General features: G+C 72.4%; 13 protein-coding genes. 8 read left to right on the plus strand and 5 right to left on the minus strand.

Going from position 1 to position 19,382, the window contains the following annotated elements:
• Window positions 1–436: 436 nt before the first annotated feature.
• Together ABTY61_RS07415 and ABTY61_RS07420 are read right to left on the minus strand one after the other, a co-directional pair.
• Complete coding sequence (locus tag ABTY61_RS07415) at window positions 437–2,449, minus strand: aldehyde dehydrogenase family protein (RefSeq protein ID WP_350503965.1); 2,013 nt, start codon at window positions 2,447–2,449, stop codon at window positions 437–439.
• Window positions 2,450–2,514: 65 nt separating this feature from the next.
• The gene (locus tag ABTY61_RS07420) at window positions 2,515–4,077 is read right to left on the minus strand and encodes an MFS transporter (protein ID WP_350503966.1); all 1,563 of its coding nucleotides are present in this window, start codon (window positions 4,075–4,077) and stop codon (window positions 2,515–2,517) included.
• Between the two features lie 176 nt (window positions 4,078–4,253).
• Between ABTY61_RS07420 and ABTY61_RS07425 the strand changes: the two genes are divergently transcribed.
• Complete coding sequence (locus tag ABTY61_RS07425) at window positions 4,254–4,697, plus strand: MarR family winged helix-turn-helix transcriptional regulator (RefSeq protein WP_350503967.1); 444 nt, start codon at window positions 4,254–4,256, stop codon at window positions 4,695–4,697.
• Window positions 4,698–4,823: 126 nt separating this feature from the next.
• On the opposite strand, the gene ABTY61_RS07430 is transcribed toward ABTY61_RS07425, so the two are convergent.
• From ABTY61_RS07430 to ABTY61_RS07440, 3 genes are all read right to left on the minus strand, one after another.
• The gene (locus ABTY61_RS07430) at window positions 4,824–6,770 is read right to left on the minus strand and encodes an ABC transporter substrate-binding protein (protein ID WP_350503968.1); all 1,947 of its coding nucleotides are present in this window, start codon (window positions 6,768–6,770) and stop codon (window positions 4,824–4,826) included.
• A gap of 51 nt (window positions 6,771–6,821) precedes the next feature.
• Window positions 6,822–6,956 carry a hypothetical protein gene (locus ABTY61_RS07435; RefSeq protein WP_350503969.1) on the minus strand — a complete coding sequence of 45 codons (135 nt, stop codon included), beginning with the start codon at window positions 6,954–6,956 and terminating at the stop codon, window positions 6,822–6,824.
• A 196-nt stretch (window positions 6,957–7,152) separates the two neighbouring features.
• Complete coding sequence (locus ABTY61_RS07440) at window positions 7,153–10,056, minus strand: AfsR/SARP family transcriptional regulator (protein WP_350503970.1); 2,904 nt, start codon at window positions 10,054–10,056, stop codon at window positions 7,153–7,155.
• 594 nt (window positions 10,057–10,650) lie between these two features.
• Here ABTY61_RS07440 and hemA point away from each other — a divergent pair.
• The 7 genes from hemA to ABTY61_RS07475 all read left to right on the plus strand — a co-directional run bounded on the left by hemA (window position 10,651) and on the right by ABTY61_RS07475 (window position 19,381).
• Window positions 10,651–11,943 (plus strand): 5-aminolevulinate synthase, encoded by a 1,293-nt coding sequence (gene hemA / locus ABTY61_RS07445; protein WP_350503971.1) that lies wholly within the window; start codon window positions 10,651–10,653, stop codon window positions 11,941–11,943.
• Entirely contained in the window at window positions 11,940–12,818 is an 879-nt protein-coding gene (locus ABTY61_RS07450) for a TauD/TfdA dioxygenase family protein (protein ID WP_350503972.1), read from the plus strand. Before hemA ends, ABTY61_RS07450 begins: the two co-directional genes overlap by 4 nt.
• Complete coding sequence (locus ABTY61_RS07455; RefSeq protein WP_350503973.1) at window positions 12,815–13,774, plus strand: 3-oxoacyl-ACP synthase III family protein; 960 nt, start codon at window positions 12,815–12,817, stop codon at window positions 13,772–13,774. The genes ABTY61_RS07450 and ABTY61_RS07455 overlap by 4 nt, the downstream gene beginning before the upstream one ends.
• Window positions 13,775–13,785: 11 nt before the next feature.
• Window positions 13,786–14,994 (plus strand): ATP-grasp domain-containing protein, encoded by a 1,209-nt coding sequence (locus tag ABTY61_RS07460; protein ID WP_350503974.1) that lies wholly within the window; start codon window positions 13,786–13,788, stop codon window positions 14,992–14,994.
• The gene (locus ABTY61_RS07465; RefSeq protein ID WP_350503975.1) at window positions 14,991–16,922 is read left to right on the plus strand and encodes a phenylacetate--CoA ligase family protein; all 1,932 of its coding nucleotides are present in this window, start codon (window positions 14,991–14,993) and stop codon (window positions 16,920–16,922) included. The genes ABTY61_RS07460 and ABTY61_RS07465 overlap by 4 nt, the downstream gene beginning before the upstream one ends.
• On the plus strand, window positions 16,922–18,280 hold the full coding sequence (locus ABTY61_RS07470; protein WP_350503976.1) for a hypothetical protein: 1,359 nt from the start codon (window positions 16,922–16,924) through the stop codon (window positions 18,278–18,280). The genes ABTY61_RS07465 and ABTY61_RS07470 overlap by 1 nt, the downstream gene beginning before the upstream one ends.
• 96 nt (window positions 18,281–18,376) lie before the next feature.
• A complete protein-coding gene (locus ABTY61_RS07475; protein ID WP_350503977.1) occupies window positions 18,377–19,381 on the plus strand; it encodes a zinc-binding dehydrogenase in 1,005 nt (334 codons plus the stop codon).
• The last annotated feature ends 1 nt before the right edge of the window (window position 19,382 follow it).

Here is a 19,382-nt window from a genome sequence, read left to right on the forward strand (position 1 = left end):
CTGGCGAATCCCCGGGTGGTTCCCCAACGTGTTGATCGCGTTCCTTCAGCGTCGCATGGTTCCGGGCCGGTCAATATAGGACCTAGGTCCCACCGCCCCCGACGTGCACAGGACTGTCCCAGGGGTTGATCGATCGGCTGTTGTGTGATCGCCGCCGGGCCGGGTCCGCCCCCGCCGGCCGACCGGGGTCCACGCCGTGCACGCAGTGCCCGCTCCGGACCCGCCGGTGCACGTGAACTGACATGACGTCAATTCTGCAACAGGCACAGCGGAATCCCGGCGGAACGCGGGAGCGGGGGAGGGCAGTCGACCCGACTGCCCTCCCCCGCTCCCGTCCGTCCTCGACGGTCGCCGCGGCTGCGCCGGCCGGGGCGGCGGCTCCGCCGGGTCGGACGCTGTCACCGCGTTCCCAGCGGGAGCCGCGTGCCCCGCCCGGTCAGCCGAGGGGCTTGTCCAGGACGGCCTTGGCGTGGCTGAACGTGTCGATCGAGTACTCGCCGTGGTAACGGCCCATCCCGCTCTCGCCCACACCGCCGAACGGCAGCTCGGGCACGGCCAGGTGGGAGACGGTGAGACCGAAGACGAGGCCGCCCGAGGAGGTCTCGGCCGCCAGCCGCTGCTTGGTCTGCTCCGACTCGGTGAAGGCGTACAGCGCGAGCGGCTTGTCGCGCTCGTTGATGAAGGCGATCGCGGCGTCCAGGTCGGGCACGGCGATGATCGGCAGGATGGGGCCGAAGATCTCCGACTGCATCACCGGTGCCTCCGGGGACACCTCCGCCAGCACGGTCGGCGCGAGGTAGCGCTGCGCGCGGTCGTGGCCGCCACCGATGACGGTCCGGCCGGCGCCGAGCAGGGCGGTGAGCCGGTCGTGGTGGCGCTCGTTGACGATCCGCCCGTACTCCGGGCTGCTCGCCGGGTCCGCCCCGTACAGCGCGTGCACGGCCTCGGCCAGGTGCGCCTCCAGCGCGGTGGCGGTGTCGCCGATGGCGAGGACGTAGTCGGGGGCCACGCAGGTCTGTCCGGCGTTCTGGAACTTGCCGCGCGCCACCCGCTGGGCGGTGACCGCGAGGTCGGCGCCGGGCTCGACCACCACGGGGCTCTTGCCGCCGAGCTCCAGGGTGACCGGGGTCAGGTGCTTGGCGGCGGCCGTCATGACGATCCGGCCGACCTGGCCGTTGCCGGTGTAGAAGATGTGGTCGAAGCGCTGCTCCAGGAGCGCGGTGGTCTCCGGCACACCGCCCTCCAGCACGGCCACGGCCTCCCGGTCCAGGTAGCGCGGCAGCAGCCGGGCGATCGCCGCGGAGGTCGCCGGGGTGAGCTCGCTGGGCTTGACCACGGCGGTGTTGCCCGCCGCGAGGGCGCCCACCAGCGGGGCGAGGGCCAGCTGCAGCGGGTAGTTCCACGGCGCGATGACCAGCACCACGCCGAGCGGGTCGCGGACCACCCGGGCCTCGGCGGGCAGGAAGGCGCCGGGGACGGCGGCCGGCCGCGGCTGCAGCCACTGCTCCAGGTGCTCCAGGGTGTGGTCGATCTCGTTCAGCGTGAAGCCGACCTCGCCGCGGTAGGCCTCGGTCGCGCTCTTGCCCAGGTCGGTGTGGAGCGCGGCCAGGAAGGCCTCGGACTGCTCGCTGAGCAGCGCGCGCAGCGCACGCAGCTGGGCCAGGCGCCAATCCAGCGTCCTGGTACGGCCGGTGGCGAACGTGGCGCGCACGCGTGCCACCACGGTGGCCGGGTCGGTGGCCACGGCGGCGACCAGGGTGCGGGCCAACTCGGCCGAGGAGCCCGGGTTCTGGCCGGTGTAGAGGTTGCGGTCGACCACGGTGTGCGGCGTGAAGGGCGCGGACTCCACGAAGTCGGCGCCGAGCTCGACCAGACGGTCCTGGACCAGCCACTTGGCGCCTGCGGCCAGGCCCACCGCCTGCTCCTCGGCGTTGCTGAAGGCCGTCATCCGGTAGCCGGCGAAGGGCCAACTGCCGTCCTCGTGCCGGGCGGCGAGCAGCGCGGCGGGGGCGTGGCAGACCACGCCCAGCGGCTTGCCCGACTCCAGTGCCCGGGTGAGCAGCCGACCGGAGGCCTCGTCCACGGCGAGGTCCTCCATCGGGCCGTGGCCGCCCGGGTAGAAGACCAGGTCGTACGCCTGCGGGTCGACCTCCGCCAGCTTCGCGGGGTGCTCCAGGTCCGCGCGGATGGACTCCAGGTAGCCGGCCAGCCACTCGGCCTTCTCCTGTCCGCCGCCCGCGGCACCGCCGTTGGCCTCGACGCTCAGGCTGCCCCGGTCGACGGGGGCGGCGACGCCGCCGGGGGTGGCGATGGTGATCTCGAAGCCCGCCTCGGTGAAGATCCGGTGCGGCTCGGCGAGCTCCTCGGCCCAGAAGCCGGTGGGGTGCGCGGTGCCGTCGGCGAGGGTCCAGTGCGCGGCGCCGGTGACGACGAAGAGGGCGGAAGTCATGGTTGGTGCTCCAGGTCGGCGGGGAGTTGCGGGTTGATCAGGGGTTTCAGGAGTCGGCGGGTCGATCAGGAGTTGCTGGGGACGGCCTCGGCACCGGTCGCCACGGTAGCCGCCACGGCGCGCGGCTGCTCGTCGGTCCGCCCGTCGGTCTGCTCGTCGGCCCGCGCGGTGAGCGGCCGGTGGTGCTTGCTGAGCCCGACCATCGCGACCACGGCGGCCAGCAGCAGGGCGACCGCGGCGATCACGAAGCTGAGGGTGAACTGGCTCTCCGCGGGCAGTGCTGCACCACCGAGCGCGGCGTAGCTGACCGTCTTGGAGGCGAGCAGCGAGGTCACCACCGCGCTCGCGATCGAGCTGCCGACCGAGCGCGAGATGGAGTTGATCCCGTTGGCGATGCCGGTCTGCTCCAGGGGCACGCTGGCCGCGATCAGCGCGGGCATCGCGGCGTAGCCGAAGGAGATCGCGATGCCGGTGAGCATGCCCGCCGTGATCACCGCGCCCTCGGCGCCGTGCCCGAAGGCCAGCCAGGCGAAGCCCGCGACGCCGATCAGCGCGCCGACCGCGAGGGTGGAGCGGGCGCCGATCCGTCGCACCAGCCGGCCGCCGACCGGGGCGGCGGCCAGCGCGATCAGGGCGCTGGGCAGCAGGTACTCGACGGAGGCGCGCAGGACCGAGGCGGTGAAGCCGTAGCCGGTCAGCCGACCCGGCATCTGGACGAGGTAGGAGATGCCGATGAACTGGGCGAACGAGGCGAAGCCCACGAAGAGCCCGGTCAGGTTGGTGAAGAGCACCTGGCGGTGGACGAACATCCGCATGTCCACGAGCGGGTTGCGGACCCGCCGCTCGACCAGCACCCAGAGGGCGGCGAAGACGGCGGCACCGGCCAGCGAGCCCAGCGTGCGGGCGGAGGACCAGCCCCACTCGTGGCCCTGCGAGATGCCGAGCAGCAGCAGGACCAGGAAGACGGCCAGGGTGAGGGCACCCAGTACGTCGACCCGGCCCCCGGAGGGCGAGCCGCCGTGCGGTACCACGACGGCGACGGCCGCCAGAGCGAGCACGGTCAGCGCGGTGGAGAACCAGAAGACCAGGTGGTAGTCGGGGTGCGAGCCCTGGGTGAGCAGCCCGGTGGCCACCAGCGAGAGGCCGCTGCCGAACGCCAGCGTTCCGCTGACCAGGGCCATCGCGCCGTGCAGCTTCTCGTGCGGCACCTCGTCGCGGATCACGGAGAGGGCGAGCGGGAAGATCGCGGTGGCGGAGCCCTGCAGCACCCGGCCGACGATCAGCAGGGCCAGCGAGGTGGTGGTCGCGGCGATGACCGAGCCGACCACCATGACCGCGAGGACGGCGAGCAGCGTGCGCTTCTTGCCGAACTGGTCGCCGACCCGGCCCAGCAGCGGGGTGAAGACGGCGGCCGAGAGCAGCGCGGCGGTGGTCACCCAGCTGACTCCGGCGGCACCGGTGTGCAGCTCCTTCTGCAGCAGGGCGAGGATCGGGACGACCTGGGTCTGCGCCATGGCCACGACCATCGCGGCCAGGCCCAGCGTCAGGATCAGGGGTGTACGGCTGCGCTGTCCGGCGGCGGCGCCGGTGGCGGATCGGGGCACGGCGCGAGCGGCGGCGTGGCTCATAAGGGGGGGTCCTTCCGGGAGGGGCCGGCCGCACGGGGAACGGGCCGGGCCGACGCTTGAAGGCAGCGGGCGGGACCTGGACGGTTGAAGCCTGCAAGGTTGATGTCTTCAAGCAATGCCTTGAAGGTAGACCTGAAAGATTGAAGAAGTCAAGCAATCCCGCCTACACTCGACGCATGACCCAGACCACCACCCCGCCCGTCGCCGGTGCCGCCGCTCCCACGCCGGTCGAGCTGATGGACCAGGTCGCCGCCGCCGCGGCCGCCTACTACCGGCACTTCGCCGCGCTGGCGGCCGAACGCGGCCTCACCCTCATGCAGGGCAAGACCCTCAGCCTCCTGCGCGAACCCCGCCCGATGCGCACCCTGGCCGATCTGCTGGCCTGCGACGCCTCCAACGTCACCGGCATCGTCGACCGCCTGGAGGCCCGCGAACTGGTCCGCCGCGAGGTGGACCCGGCCGATCGGCGGATCAAGAACGTGCTGCTGACCGAGGAGGGCGAGCGGACCGTGCGGCAGATTCGGGTGGAGCTGATGTCCAGCCTCACCGGGCTGGCGCAGCTGGACGAGGCGGATCGGCACACCTTCCAGCGGCTGCTGGGCCAGGTCTTCCCCGGGTGACCCAGGGCCCCGGGCAGGTCGACCGGGTAGTCGGCGCCGGTGTCCGCGGAGGCGGGGACGGCCTGCCGAACACGCACCGTGGGGCCCTGTTCCGGATCTCGGAACAGGGCCCCACGGATTCGGGTCTCACCCGGTGTAGTACCAGAACTCCGGCTGGTAGCCCTCGAAGGGGTCCTGGACCGGCATGTGGACGTTGTTGGAGACCTCGTAGACGGCCACGATCTCGTCGGTGTAGATCACCGGCTGGTGGTCGTTGACGTAGTCCTCGTAGGCGTACATGTCCTGGACGTCGTTGCTGGTGATCGACTTGGCGATCAGCTCGTCCAGGTGCGGGTCCGAGTAGCCCCAGACGTTGGCCGCGGCGCCGGTGGCGAAGAGGGAGTCGCCGGTCGGGTAGAGCTGGGGCGAGTAGACCCAACCGCCGTACAGGGCGGCGTCCCAGGCACAGCCGGCCGGGTTGGCCGGGGCGCACAGGGAGGCCTCGGTCTGGAGGCGGTCGACGGGCACCTCGGCCAGGTTCACGGAGATCCCCGACTGCGCGAGGTTGGCCCGGTAGGAGGCCATGATCCCCGGCAGGTCGGCGTTGCCGGCCTGGTAGTCCAGGTCGAACTCGGCCTTGTCGCCGGCCGCGATGTCGGCGCCGCACTGCCCGGGGCCCGTCCCCGGGTTGCGGCAGACGGCCGGGGTGGTGCTCAGGTCCCAGCCGTTGGCGAGCATCAGGCTGCGCGCCTCGGCGAGGTCGAACTTGATCCGGTGCTGCTGGGCGTTGGGCGAGAGCGGGTTGCCCGCGGGGATCGCCGGGACGGCGCCGATGGTGGGGTGGCCCCAGCCCTTGCGGGCACCGTCGATGACGCCCTGCTGGTCGTAGGAGTCCTGGAGCGCCTTGGTGAAGTAGGGCTGCCGGAACAGCTTGCCGTGCCGGGTGCTGCGGAAGTTGAGCTGGTAGTAGCTGATCGAGTCCAGGTAGGTCAGCGGCGCGATGTGGTAGCCCTGCCCGGCCAGCGGGTTGCCGGCCTGGAGGTCGTTCGGGTCGTAGCGCGCCGCGTGTGCCTTGGGCAGGATGCCGATCTGCAGGGCGTTCGGGCTGGACGCGCCGGCCTGGAGGTCCGCGTACTGGGCCTCGGCGTTCTTGTACGGGACGAAGTCGACCTCGTCCAGGTACGGCTTGTGGACGCCGGAGTAGGCCTTGTTGCGGACGATGGAGTAGTAACCGGAGGCCGCGTCGTAGGACTTGAGCTTCCAGGGGCCGTCCGTGATCTGCCAGAGCGGGTTGGTCGCGAAGGTCTTCTTGTCGACGGAGGCCGCGCTCAGGTAGCGGAAGACCGGGTCGCAGTCGGCCTTCAGCGTCGGGCTGTCCACCGCGTCCGCCGCGCACCGGCCGCGCGCGCCGTCGGGGCCGGTCACGTCCCAGGCCCGGGGCATCGGCGTGATCGTGGTGAGGACGTTCTGCAGCACCCAGGTCCGGTTGTAGGCCTGGTCGAAGGTGATCGAGATCCCGTGCTCGGCGACCGCCGTGGAGACCACGTCGTCCGGGAAGTAGTTGGTCGTCTTCCCCGCGATGGTCATCGGCGGGGTGTAGTAACCGTCGTGGTCCTTCTCGGCCTTGGACATGTTGATCCAGAACTGGACGTCGCGGCCGGTGAGCCGTTCGCCGTTGCTCCACTTCCAGTTCTTGAGGCCGATGGTGACGGTCCGTCCGTCGGCGCTCCACTCCGGGGCGCGGGCCGGCGACAGGTCGTCGTCGATGGCGATCCGGTCGTCCCGTCCGGCGAAGTACAGCGGCCGGAAGAAGAACTGCTGGAACTCCCCGATGTTGATCGAGGTGACCTGGTTGACGTCCATGAACGGCCAGATCACGTTGGGGCTGTCGTTCGGCCGCTGGGCGATGCGGACCGTCCCGCCGTGCTTGGGGTGCGGCTTGCCGACCGACGTGGCGCCCGCACCGGTGCCGGTACCGTCGGTGGGGTCGGCGGCGGCGACCGTGGTGGCCGCTCCGACGGTCGCGGCGGCGACGGCCACGACACCCGCCTTCGCCAGGAATCTGCGGAATCTTCGGACTCTGCCGATGTGCATGAGGACCTTCCGTGAGAAGCGGGAACCGGGGTGGTCGTGAGCCCCAGCGGATCAGCTGGGCCCGATGTCGGCGCCTCCGCCGGAGCCGCCGCCGTGGACGGAGGGCTCGTGCGACGCCGCCGGGGAGGGCGCGGGTGCCACCGCGGCGCCGATGTCCCCGACCAGGACGGCGATCTTCTTGAGCATGGCCCTTCATGTCCTCTCGTGAAGGAATCCGTTGAAGGAATCCGTTGAATGCAACCGCTGGATGCAACAGTTGAAGGAATCGGTTTCCCGTTCCCGACGTAGCCTCGGCCATGACAATCCCGGGCGGTTCCCGCTCCGATACCGCCCGGTGGGGGCCTGTTGACCGGAGCCGGTCGCCCGGGGCCGATCGACCGGTTCAGACCGGGATGCGCCCCGGGCTCGGCCGCCCCACGCCGTCGAGCACGGCGGCCGCCGCCTCCATGCCCTCCAGGGCGCGGGCCGCCTCGATCCGGTAGCCGATCGCGCTCGCGTGCCGGTAGGCGTAGCGGTGCGCCTCCAGCGCCCCTTCGAAGTCCTGGACGGCGAACCGCACCCGGCCCACGATGTTCGCGACGGCCGCCTGGCGCACCGGGGTGCGGCTCGCCTCGGCCAGCCGCAGGGCGCTCTCGATGGGCTCGACGGCCGCCTCCCGGTCCCCGCTCCGGGCGGCGACCTCGGCACAGACCGCCAGCAGCAGGGCGACGTTGCCGGGGAGTCTCGACTCGTCCGACAGCAGCCTGGCCAGGTCCACGCAGGCCCGGGCCTGGGGCAGTTCGCCGCCGCGCAGGTGGGCGACGGCCTTGTCGGTCAGGGCCGCGATCTCGATCTCGACCGCGTGCAGCCGGCGGCTGAGGTCCACGGCCGCCTGGGCCGATTCGACGGACCGGCGGAAGTCGCCGCGGTTCTCGTGCAGCATGCTCAGCACGGTGAGCGACTCGGCGGTCTCCCGGTGCAGGCCGGCCTCGGTGCCCAGCGCGATGCTCCGTTCCAGGTGCGGCAGGGCGGCGTCGTACGCGCCCACCGTCGTCAGCAGCATCCCGAGGGTGCCGCGGCAACGCGCCTCGGCGTGGGCGTCGTTGATGGCGATGGCCGCGGCGAGCCCCTCCTCGGCGGCCGCGACCCCTTCCGGGAGCCGGCCGACCTTCCAGCACACCGCGGCCAGGTTCGACAGGCTGAGCAGCAGCAGTGAGGAGTCCCCGAGGCGTCGGGCGCAGGCGACGGCGATCTTGGCGACCTCGTAGTAGTCCTCGAAGCAGCCGCGGAGGTTCAGGTGGTAGGCCAGGTTGCGGGCGAGGTACGCGGCGTGCAGGTCCAGCCGTTCCTGCTCGGCCCGCCGGACCACGGCGATCAGGCTGGAGTGCTCGCGGTCGAGCCACTCCAGGGCGGCGCCGTGGTCCGGGAAACGCGGCAGGTACGGCGACTCCGGCCGGAAGGTGGTGTCCACCCGGCGCCAGTACGGGAACACCCGGGCGCAGGCGTCGTCGCTGGCCTGGCAGTAGTGGTCGAGCAGCCGCCGCAGGGCGACGCCGGCCTCGCCGTCCGTGTCGGGCAGCCGGAGCGCGAACGCCCGGACCAGGTCGTGGAAACCGTACCGGCCGTCGTTGCGCAGTTGCAGGAACCGCACGTCCATCAGTGATTCCAGGGCCGAGTCGGCGGCGGGCAGGTCGCGGCCGAGCAGGGCCGCCGCCGAGTGGACGTCGAGCGCGCCGCCCGGGTGCTGGGCGGTGAGCCGGAACGCGGTGCGGACCGGCGGCTCCATGGCGTCGTACGAGGACCGCAGGGTCGCCTCCACGCTGCGGTCGGTGCTGCTGAGTTCGTCCAGGCGCCTGGTCTGGTCGGCGAGTCGGCGGACCATCCGGTCCAGCGTCCAGCCCGGGCGGTTCAGCAGCCGGGCGGAGGCGATCCGCAGCGCCAGCGGGAGGTGGCCGCAGAACTCGGCGAGGTCCCGGGCGCCGCGCAGGTCGGCGGCGACGAGGTCGGCGCCGAGGGTCTCGGCCAGGAACGCGGAGCTCTCGTGCGGGGAGAGCTCCCGCAGCGAGACCCACCGGGCGCCGTCGAGGTCCACCAGCCGGGCGCGGCTGGTGACGATCGCGATGCTGCCCGCGGTGGCCGGCAGCAGGGGCCGGATCTGGCCGACCTCCCGCACGTTGTCGAGGACGAGCAGGTAGCGGCGGTCGGTCAGGCAGTTGCGCCACATCCCCGTACGGCCGGCGAGGTCGTCGGGTATCTCGTCCGGGCGCTTGCCGAGGGAGCGCAGCAGGATGTCGAGCGCGGCGTTCGCGCTGATCGGCTCCTCGCCCGGGGTGTGGCTCTGCAGGTCCAGGAAGATCTGGCCGTCCGGGAAGGCCTCGGCGATGGTGTGGGCCGCCCGGATCGCGAAGGAGGTCTTGCCGCAGCCGCCGATGCCGTCGACGGCGACGATCCGCCCGCCGGCCGTCCCGGCTTCGGCGGCGGCCGCCACGACCGCCGCCAGCTCCGCCGTCCGGCCGACGAAGTCCGGCAGGTCGCCCGGCAGCATCCGGGGGACGGTCGCGGTCTGCTGCGGGGGCTCGGCGGGCTCGGGCGCCGTCCGCGGTGCGGGGGCCGTCCGCGGCGCGGGAGCGGCGGCCAGGAGGTCCGGGCTGTCCTTCAGGACGGCCTCGTGCAGGCCGATCAGCTCCGGGCCGGGGTCGACGCCGAGGTCCTCGCGCAGCAGCCGCCGTACGGACCGGAACACGTCGAGCGCGTCGGCCCGGCGGCCGGAGCGGTACAGGGCGAGCATCAGGTGACCGTACAGCCGCTCCCGCAGGGGGTTGGCCGCGACCAGGTCGCGCAGTTCGCCGATGAGTTCCGGGCCCTCGCCGGCGTCCAGCCGGAGCGCCAGCAGCTGTTCGAGGGCGGCCATCCGGCGTTCCTCCAGGGCGGCCGAGGCCGCCGAGATCACCGCGCTCCCGTGGTCGTCGAGGGAGGCGCCGCGCCACAGGTCCAGGGCGGTGCGGAGCTCCTCCGCCGCCAGGTCGCCCCGGCCGTCGCCGAGCAGGGCCTGCGCCCGCTGGACGGCCGCGGCGAACCGCGTCGAGTCCAGGTCGTCGTCGTGCACCGCGATGCGGTACCCGGTGCCGACGGTCTCGATCAGCGCCTTGCCGCCGGGGAGCCGGGTGCGCAGGTTGGAGACCGCCTTGCGGACCTGGTGGGTGGCGGTCTCGGGTGGGGCCTCGCCCCAGATCCCCTCGACGATCCGCGGCACGGACAGGACCTGACCCGGTGCCAGGAGCAGCATGGTCAGGACCTTCTCGTTCACCCTGCCGCCGAGTGGTACCCGCCGGTCCCCCGCCCACACTTCCAAGGGCCCCAACAGCAGGAACCGAGGATCGCCCACAATGCTCCCTCCTCCCGTATACGCGCACCGTTTGGCACAACTGTCCGCATTCTAGGGCCGTGATCGATCTCCGGAACGGGATCCATCGCGCGTTTCCCGGGATTTGACGTGCGGCAACACCCGGACGACCGGCCGGAATTCAGTACTCCGTCTTCGAGGGGACTCATGGCATTTCCGGCATATCGGTCGTAATGCCGAGGAAGGACGGGTCAATAGGTCTGATTTCGCGGCCTGTGTGCCACAACCTGCCGCAAAGTCAAACCTCCCCGCTTGCAAGGCTTTTGAGCCATTCGTACACCCGCCGACCGATGTTACCTGGCGCAACAATTCGCGCTTATCCCGGTCCCGCTCCACCCGGCCGGAAGCACCTCCGACTGCGCCTGCCGGAGGGCGATCGGGAACCCGACCGGGAGCGGCGCGGGAACGGAACGGGAAGCGTCCTCGGCAGTCTTTTCCGCAGCGGTGCCGCGGCTGCACGCCGCCACGGACGCATCGCACTTGCCAGCGGAGATACCAATGACTGCCGAGATCCTGGAAACACCGACAAGCGCGTCGATCCTGGACCCACTGCGCCTCAGGCTCGACGAACTCAGGGCCAACCGGCTCTACCGGGACTTCCTCCCGGTCGCCCATCAGGCGGCCCAACCCGGCCACACCTGGCACGACGACCGCCTGGTGCAGGTCTGGTGCAGCAACGACTACCTGGGCCTGAGCCAGCACCCGGAGGCGATCGCCGCCCAGCAGGCCTCGGTCGCCCGGCACGGCACCGGCACCGGCGGTTCGCGCAACATCGCCGGCACCAGCGTGGCGCACGTCGAGCTGGAGCGGCGGGTGGCCCTGTGGCACGGGAAGGAGCGCGCCCTCGTCTTCTCGAGCGGCTACGTGGCCAACTTCGAGTCGCTCAGCACCCTGATCGCCGCCACGCCCGGCATGGTGGTGTTCTCGGACGCGCTCAACCACCGGTCGCTGATCGAGGGCATCATCCGCTCCGGCGCGCCCAAGCAGGTGTTCGCGCACAACGACGTGGCCGACCTGCGCGCCCGGCTGGCGGCGACCCCCGCCCACCTGCCGAAGCTCATCGTGTTCGAGTCCGTGTACTCCATGGACGGCGACACCTCGCCGCTGTCGGAGATCCTCGACCTCGCCGAGGAGTTCGACGCGCTGACCTGGCTCGACGAGACCCACTCGATCGGGGTGCGCGGTGCCACCGGCGCCGGCCTCAGCGAGGAGCTCGGCGACCACCGCGCCACCTTCGTGCAGGGGGTCTTCGGCAAGTCCCTCGGCACGGTGGGCGGTTACGTGGCCGGCCCGGACGTCGCCCTGGACTTCGTGCGGTCGCAGGCCCCCGGTTTCATCTTCACCACGGCGCTGCCCCAGGCCTCCATGGACGCCACCCTCCGCACCCTGGACATCGTCCAGAAGGGGAGCGCGCTCCGGGCCGAACTGGACGCCAAGGTCGCCCTGTTGAAGGCCGAGCTGCGGATCCGCGGCATCGAGTTCCTGGACGCCGACAGCCACCTCGTGCCGGTCATGGTGCGCGGGGCCGAGCGGGTCCGCCAGGTGGCCTCGATGCTGCTGGAGCAGCACGACATCTACGTCCAGCCGATCAACTACCCCTCGGTCGCCAAGGGCAGCGAGCGCTACCGCGTCACGGTCGCCCCGTTCCGGACCCCGGAGCAGATCGCCCGTTTCGCCGAATCGCTGCACGACTGCCTGCGGGCCGTCGACCCCGCGACCCCGAGCAACTCGACCACCCCCAGCACCTCGACCACCTCGACCACCTCGACCACCCCGGAGGAAGCACGATGACCACCAAGAAGCAGAGCAACCCGTTCGTCGGCGTGGAGTTCACCGACGTCACCTACGAGGACCTCCAGGACCCGACCCTGTGGGCGGACCTGATCGACTCGCTGCACGCCCACGACGTGGTCGTGGTCCGCTCCATCGACCTGACGCCCGAGCAGCAGATCGAGCTCGCCCGCCGGCTGGGCCGCCCGGTGCCGTTCGTGATCAGCAAGTACCGGCACCCGGAGTTCGAGGAGATCATGATCTCCTCCAACGAGCAGAAGGACGGCAAGCCGGTCGGCGTCGCCCGGGTCGGCAACTTCTGGCACCAGGACTCCACCTTCGTCGCCGACCCGGCGCCGTTCACCATGCTGCACGGCGTCAACGTGCCCTCCACCAGCGGCCACACCAAGTTCGCCAGCGCCGCGGACGTGTACGACCGCCTCCCCGAGGAGTGGAAGGCCCGGCTGGCCGACCGGACCGGCAACCACACCGTGAGCAAGCGGCTGCGCATCCGTCCGGAGCACGTGGGCCTGTCCGCGGCCGAGTTCAAGGCCCAGGCCGAGTACGAGCACCCGCCGGTCCAGCACCCCGTGGTCGCCAAGGACGAGCGCAGCGGCCGGACCTACGTCTACGGCAGCCGGGAGTACATGGACGGCGTCGAGGGCTTCGACCCCAACGAGAACGAGGCCTTCTTCGCGCTGCTGGACAGCCTGATCACCGACGAGAGCCACGTCTACACCCACGTGTGGACGCCGCACGACCTGGTGATCTGGAAGACCCGCACCACCTACCACATCGCCACCGAGGTCGAGCCGGGCGTCGGACGCACCGTGCACCGCGTCAGCATCGAGGCCGCGGACAGCAACACGAAGCCGGTCGAAGAGCGGGTGCAGTGAGCGCCATCGCGGACTTCGCCGTCCGGTACCCCGAGGGGCGGGTCGACGTGCAGGACCTGCACGCCGCCTCCGGGGTGCCGGTGGCCGACATCCTCGACGTCACCCACGCCCAGGGGTTCCCCGGGCTGGGCGAGGGGGAGGCCTCCTGGGAGCTGGCGCGGGACGCCGCCCGCGCCGTCCTGGAGCGCACCGGGGTCGCACCGGAGCAGATCGGCACCGTCATCTTCGCGGGCTCGGGCGAGTGGGACCATCCGTTCTGGTCCCCGGCCGCCAAGGCCGCGCACGCACTGGGCATCGAGCGGGCGCACTGCTTCGAGGTCGCCAACTTCTGCAACGCCGGCGCCACCGCCCTGCGGGTCGCCGGCGACCGGCTCGACGCCCAGGGCTCGGGCTACGCCCTGGTCCTGGTCGCCGACCGGCTGACCCGGCTGGTCGACCGCTCGGACGCCGACAGCCTGGACCTGTTCAACTTCGGCGACGCCGCGGCCGCGGTCCTGCTCACCGCCGGTCCCGGGCCGTTCACCCTGGCGCACACCGCCATGCGCACCGACGGCAGCTGGGCCGACTACTACCGCGGCGAGCACCGCCCCGACGGCGTGGTGATCCGGCAGGAGCCCCACCGGCGCGGCCTGGCGGACGCCTACGTCAGGAACTTCGGGGCGCTGGTCGACGAGACCCTGCGGGCTCTCGGCGCCAAGGTCGACGACGTCGCCCACCTGCTGATCAACCACGGCGACCAGCGGATGCACCGGCGGCTGCTGACCACCCTCGGGCTGCCCGAGGAGAAGTCGGTGTTCGCCTACGACCGGCAGGGCCACATGGGCGGCGCGGACACCTTCATCGCCCTGCGCGAGCTGGTGGACGAGGGCCGGGTGCACGACGGCGACCTGATCCTGCTGGCCACCAGCGCGATGGGGTTCAGCTGGGGGATCACGGCCCTGGAGTGCCGCCGGTGAAGATCCTGGTGATGCATCAGGTCCCGTACCGCAAGATCGACTACCACCTGGGACTCGACCACGAGGCCCACGACGTCACGTACTTCGGGACGGCCGAGTCGATCGCGGAGATCCCGGAGCCGCTGCGCTGCGGGCGGGTGGTCCTGGACGGTCCGGGCGGACCGGCCGAGCAGATCATCGCCCGCACCCGCCGTGAGGACGGGTGGGAACAGGTGCTGGCCCTCTCGGAGTTCGGGATCCTCGAGGCCGCGGCGATCCGCGAGCACCTCGGGATCCCGGGCCCCGACCGGGCCGCCCTGGAGCTGATCCGCGACAAGGTCGCGATGAAGCGGGCACTCGTCGACGCCGACGTGCGCCACCCCCGGTTCGTGGCGGCTCCCCCGGCCTCGGGCCGGCTGCCGTGGACCGGCCGTACGGTCGTCAAGCCGCGGCTGGGCGCCTCCAGCGACGGGGTCACCATCCACCCGACGCCCGAGGAGGCCGTCGCCCACCACCGCGGCCTGCCGGACCGGGAGGCCTACCAGCTGGAGGAGTACGTCGAGGGCGAACTCCTGCACGCGGACGGGCTGGTGACCGCGGGCCGGGTGTCCGACCTGGTGGTCAGCCGGTACGTCGGCAAGCCCGTCGACTTCGCCGCCGGCGCCCCCATCGCCACCGGACAGCTGCCGCCCGACCCTCGCCACACGGCGTTCACCGAGCGGGTGGTCCAGGCGCTCCGGATCGAGGCCGGGTGCATCCACCTGGAGTTCTTCGAGACGGCCGCCGGGGAGCTGGTGTTCCTGGAGGTGGCGAACCGGCTCGGCGGCGGCGGCATCGTCACCGCCCACCTGCGGCACACCGGCGTCCACCTGGCCCGGCACGAGATCGCGATCCGGCTCGGCCTGCCGCGCCCGGAGCGGCTGGCGCCGAGCGGGCGGTACCACGGCTTCGCCATCTTCCCCGGGCACCAGCTGGACCCCGCCCGGCCCTGGCGTACCGAGGTGCCCGAGCACCTGCGCGAGCACCCGGCGCTGGACCGGCTGCACCTGCTCGAAGACCCCGGCACCGAGCCCTCGGGCGGCTCCGCCCGGATCACCTACCAGGAGTGGCAGGTCCCCGCCTTCATCGAGGCCTCGCACCCCGACCCCGTCGTCCTCGCCCGGTTCCTCGCCGACTGCACCCGGTCCATCCGGGTGAGCCAGCCCGAACCGGCCAACACCCCAGGAGGTCCCAGGCCGTGACCGCCACGACCACCCCGAGCCGCTCGGCGGCCGAGCCGCAGACCGCGGCCGCCGGGCCGTACCACCCGACCGATCTGCTGCTGGCCGTCGAACACGTCGAGCGGGCGCTGACCCGCGAGCCCGGTTCGCCGGCGGTCCGGGCGCTCCTCGACGCCGGCGTCGACTTCCTGTTCCGGACCGAGGAGCTGGCCGATGGGCTCGACGAGCTCTTCGGCGGCGTGAGCCAGTACCCGTGGCGTCCGCTGACGGACAGCGACGACGTGATCGCCTTCTCGCCGGTCGGCACGGTCGTCCTCGACGACCCCGCACCGGACTCCGCCGAGCCGGCCGTCCGCGGCCTGCTGCTGGCCTGGGCCTCCGGCGACGACGTCATCGTCCGCACCGCGCGGCCCCGGTGGTGGCGGACGGTCGAGGAACTGCTGCGCGCCCCGGGCTTCCCGCTGCCCGCTCTGCGGACCGCCCCGCGGGGCGAGTCCTTCCCGGGCGCCGTCGTGGTCGACGTCCCGCCGCTGCCCGCGGTCGGCGGCGCCGGCGGCAGCGCCGACACGCCGGACACCACCGTCAACGCCCGGCGCTTCCGGCTGGACTGCACCTCCGGCTGGGCCCAGGGGCTGTCCCGGCGCGAGTACCTCCCGGGCACCACGCTGGCCCGGGCCCGGGCCGCGGCCGCCGACGGGCTGGACGGCCGGGTGGCGGCGCGCCTGCGCTACCTCGTCGAGCGGGCCCGGCGCACCCCGTACTACGGCGGGCTCGACCTGCCGCGGGTGACGGAGCGCGCCGACCTCCAGCGGCTGCCGGTCCTCAACAAGTCGGACCTGGAGCGGCACTCCCTGCCCACCTCGCACGACCTGTCCGGCGGCGACCGGCCCAGCGGCGAGGTCCTGCGCAGCGGCGCCACCGCCGGCACTCCCCGGTACATCGTCTACTCGCGGGCCGACTGGACCAACATGATCCGCGAGGCGATCCCCGTGCTGTACGCGCTGGGCCTGCGGCCGGGCGACCGGGTGATCAACACCCTGTTCGGCGGGGAGCTCTACGGCGGGCTGGTGACCAGTCAGAACGAGCTCTCCCGGATGCCGGTGGAGACCTACACCGTCGGCGGCAGCGCGAGCGCGGACCACATCCTGATGCTGGTGCGCAGCTTCGACGCCAACGCCGTGCTGGGCATGCCCGCGCTGCTGCTGCCGGTGCTGCGGGCCGCCAAGGCCGCCTTCCCCGAGCTGCGGATCGAGAAGGTGCTGTACGGCGGCAGCCCGATGATGGAGACCGACAAGCAGTGGCTCCGCGACGAGCTGGGCGCCAAGGTGGTGGCCAGCATCCTCGCCGCCAACGACGGCGCCCAACTCGGCTACCAGTGCTCCGAGATGAGCGGCACGCTGCACCACGTCTGCGACGACTACAACCTGCTGGAGGTGGTCGACGAGCAGGGCCGTCCGCTGCCCGACGGCGAGGTCGGCGAACTGCTGGTGACCAGCCTGCAGAAGCTCGAAGGGCCGCTCATCCGCTACCGGATCGGCGACATCGGCCGGATCTTCCGGCACAGCTGCGGCTGCGGCCTCAGCGGCCGGGTGCTGGAGTACCTGGGCCGGTCCGACGGACAGATCAAGGCCCACGCCCAGACCATGCTCTACGCGGACGTGGTGGCCGAGCTGGCCCCGTTCGAGGTCTCCCAGGTGCAGGTCGAGGTGGCCTCCCGGGACCGGCACGAGTCCATCGTGATCCGGACCGAGTCCGCCCGCCCGCTGGATCCGGCGGCGGTGAAGGCGCACCTGGAGTCGAAGTTCTCGCTGCTCGGCTCGCGGCAGGAGTTCGAGACCGACGAGCTGCTGTTCCACTTCGCCGTGGAGTGCCTCGGCGAGGGCGAGCTGCCGCGCCACCCGGTCAGCGGCAAGGTCCGCGGCGTGATCGACCGGCGGGTGGGGGCGTGATGGCGGCCGCACCGCCGAAGGAGCCGGTGAGCGCCCTGCTCAATGCCGAACTCGCCCGGCCGGACAGCCCGTTGCGGTCGATCGATCCCCGGCGCCACCCGGTGCTCGCCGACCTGAAGCGGGCCCGGTACCTGAGCCGGCCGCTGGTCTACCCCGAGTCCGAGGTGCGCGCCTTCGAGGCCGACCTGCTCGGCGCGGTCGAGTTGCTGACCACCCTGCCGACGCGGCTGTTCGACGGCGACGTCGAACGGACCTGCCGGGCGCTCGGCCTGGACCCGCGCAAGGCGGAGCTGGTCGGGGACTTCGAGCAGGAGCGCCCGCCGCGTTTCGGCCGGATCGACGCCTACCACGACGGCGAGGCGCTGCGGGTCCTGGAGTTCAACGTCGGCGGATCCGTGGGCGGCCAGGAGTGGGTGCAGCCGCTGGCGGAGATGTTCTGGGCCGACGACGCCTTCCGCGCGTTCGGGACGGCGCACGGCCTGTACCACCTGCCCCAGACCACGCTGCTGGCGGGCGCGCTGCGGGAGGCGGCAGCCAGGGTGTGCTCGGGCCGCGACCCGGTCATCGCCATGGTCGAGGGCACCGGCGGCCTGGACCTCTACGCCGAGGGCTCGTGGTACCTGCTGCGGCGCCTGCTGGAGGCCGAGGGGTTCGACTGCCTGATCGGGGAGGTCCAGGAGCTGGAGGTGACCGCCTCCGGGGCGCGCTTCCAGGGCCGGCCGGTGGACCTGGTGTACCGGCTGTACGACCTGGACCAGGTCGTCGACGACCAGGACGCCTGGCGCACCACGGTCCGCCTGCGGGACGCCCACCGGTCCGGGCAGGTGGCGCTCTGGGCCCCGCTGGAGAGCGACCTGACCGACAACAAGCGCTTCCTGGCGTACCTGTCGGACCCCCGACTGCGCGGTCACATGTCGCAGGACGAACGGGACTTGGTGGACCGGGTGCTGCCATGGACCCGCGCCCTGGTACCCGGTGCGGCAGGGCTCGAGACGGTGGTCGCGGACTGCCGCGAGCGCCGCGAGCAGCTGATCCTCAAGCCCGACGGCGGCTTCGGCGGCCAGGGCATCACCTGCGGCTGGCTGGTCTCCGACCAGCAGTGGGCCGACGCGCTGCGGCTCGGCGCCGAGGAGGGCGCGGTGGCCCAGCAACGGGTCGTCCCCCGTGCGGAGTTCGCGGTCGACGTCGAGACCGGCCGGACGGAGTCCTGGGACGCCTGCCTGGGCCTGTACTGGGTGCCGGGCGGCCTGGGCGGCGGCGGCGGACGGCTGGTGCACTCCGGCGAGCCGGCCGACTCCACCGACCGGCGGCTGGCCCCGATGTTCCTGTACCCCGGCCAGGACGCCGAGTTGCGCTGAAGCTACTGTCCCAACGCCCGTTCCGACCCAAGTTCCGACCCCCTGCTCCCGACCCCGCTTCCGACGCCCCCCGGCCCACAACTCAGGACGGAGACGATGTCTTCCACATTCCGCGCCGTACACCAGGTGGCACGCCCCGACGGTGTACCCGGCGCCGAACACTTCGCCGTCGTGGAGCACCCGCTCCCCGCGGTCGAACCCGGCACCGCCCTGGCGGAGAACATCTACCTGTCCGTCGACCCGTACATGCGGGAGCTCATGGACGAGGAGTGGCCGCTGCACGAACCACTCGGGTTCGGCCGGGCCATCGGCCGCGTCGTCCGCTCCGCGGACCCCGACCTGCGGGTGGGCGACCTGGTGGAGCACGGCGGGGGCTGGAGCACCCACGCGCTGATCCAGCACGGCCGCGGACGCGTGATCCGGCCGGCCGCCGGCGTGGCGACGGCCACGTACCTGTCGGTGCTCGGCGCGACCGGCCTGACGGCCTACGTGGGCGTCCGCGAGATCCTCCGGGTCCAGTCCGGGGAGGCGCTGTACGTCTCGGCGGCCGCCGGCGCGGTCGGCGGCGTGGCCGGACAGATCGCGAAGCTGGCCGGCGCCGGGCACGTGGTCGGCAGCACCGGCTCGGCGGCCAAGGTGCGCCACGTCGTCGAACGGCTCGGCTTCGACGCCGCCTTCGACTACCACGACGGCCCGGTGGCCGACCTGCTGGCGCAGGCGGCCCCGAAGGGCGTCGACGCGGTGCTGGAGGGTGTCGGCGGCGACCACCTGGAGGCCGCGATCGGCGCCACCCGCGAGTTCGGCCGGATCGCCTGGGTCGGCGCGATCTCCCAGTACAACCGCCCCGACCGGCCGCCCGCGGCGCCCCGGAACCTCTACGCCGTGTCGGACCGCAGCATCCATCTGCGCGGCTACCAGGTACGGCACTTCATGCACCTCCAGCAGGAGGCCGTGAGCTGGCTGACGCCCCATCTCCAGACCGGCCGGATCGTCGCCGACGAGCAGGTCGTCGAGGGCTTCGAGCACGTCGTCGAGGCGTTCCTCGGGGTGCTGCGGGGCGACAACACCGGCAAGATGCTCGTCCGTGTCGGGGAGGAGTGAC

It is taken from the genome of Kitasatospora sp. NPDC096128 (assembly GCF_040303105.1).
In the GTDB taxonomy this organism is placed as follows: Bacteria; Actinomycetota; Actinomycetes; order Streptomycetales; family Streptomycetaceae; genus Kitasatospora.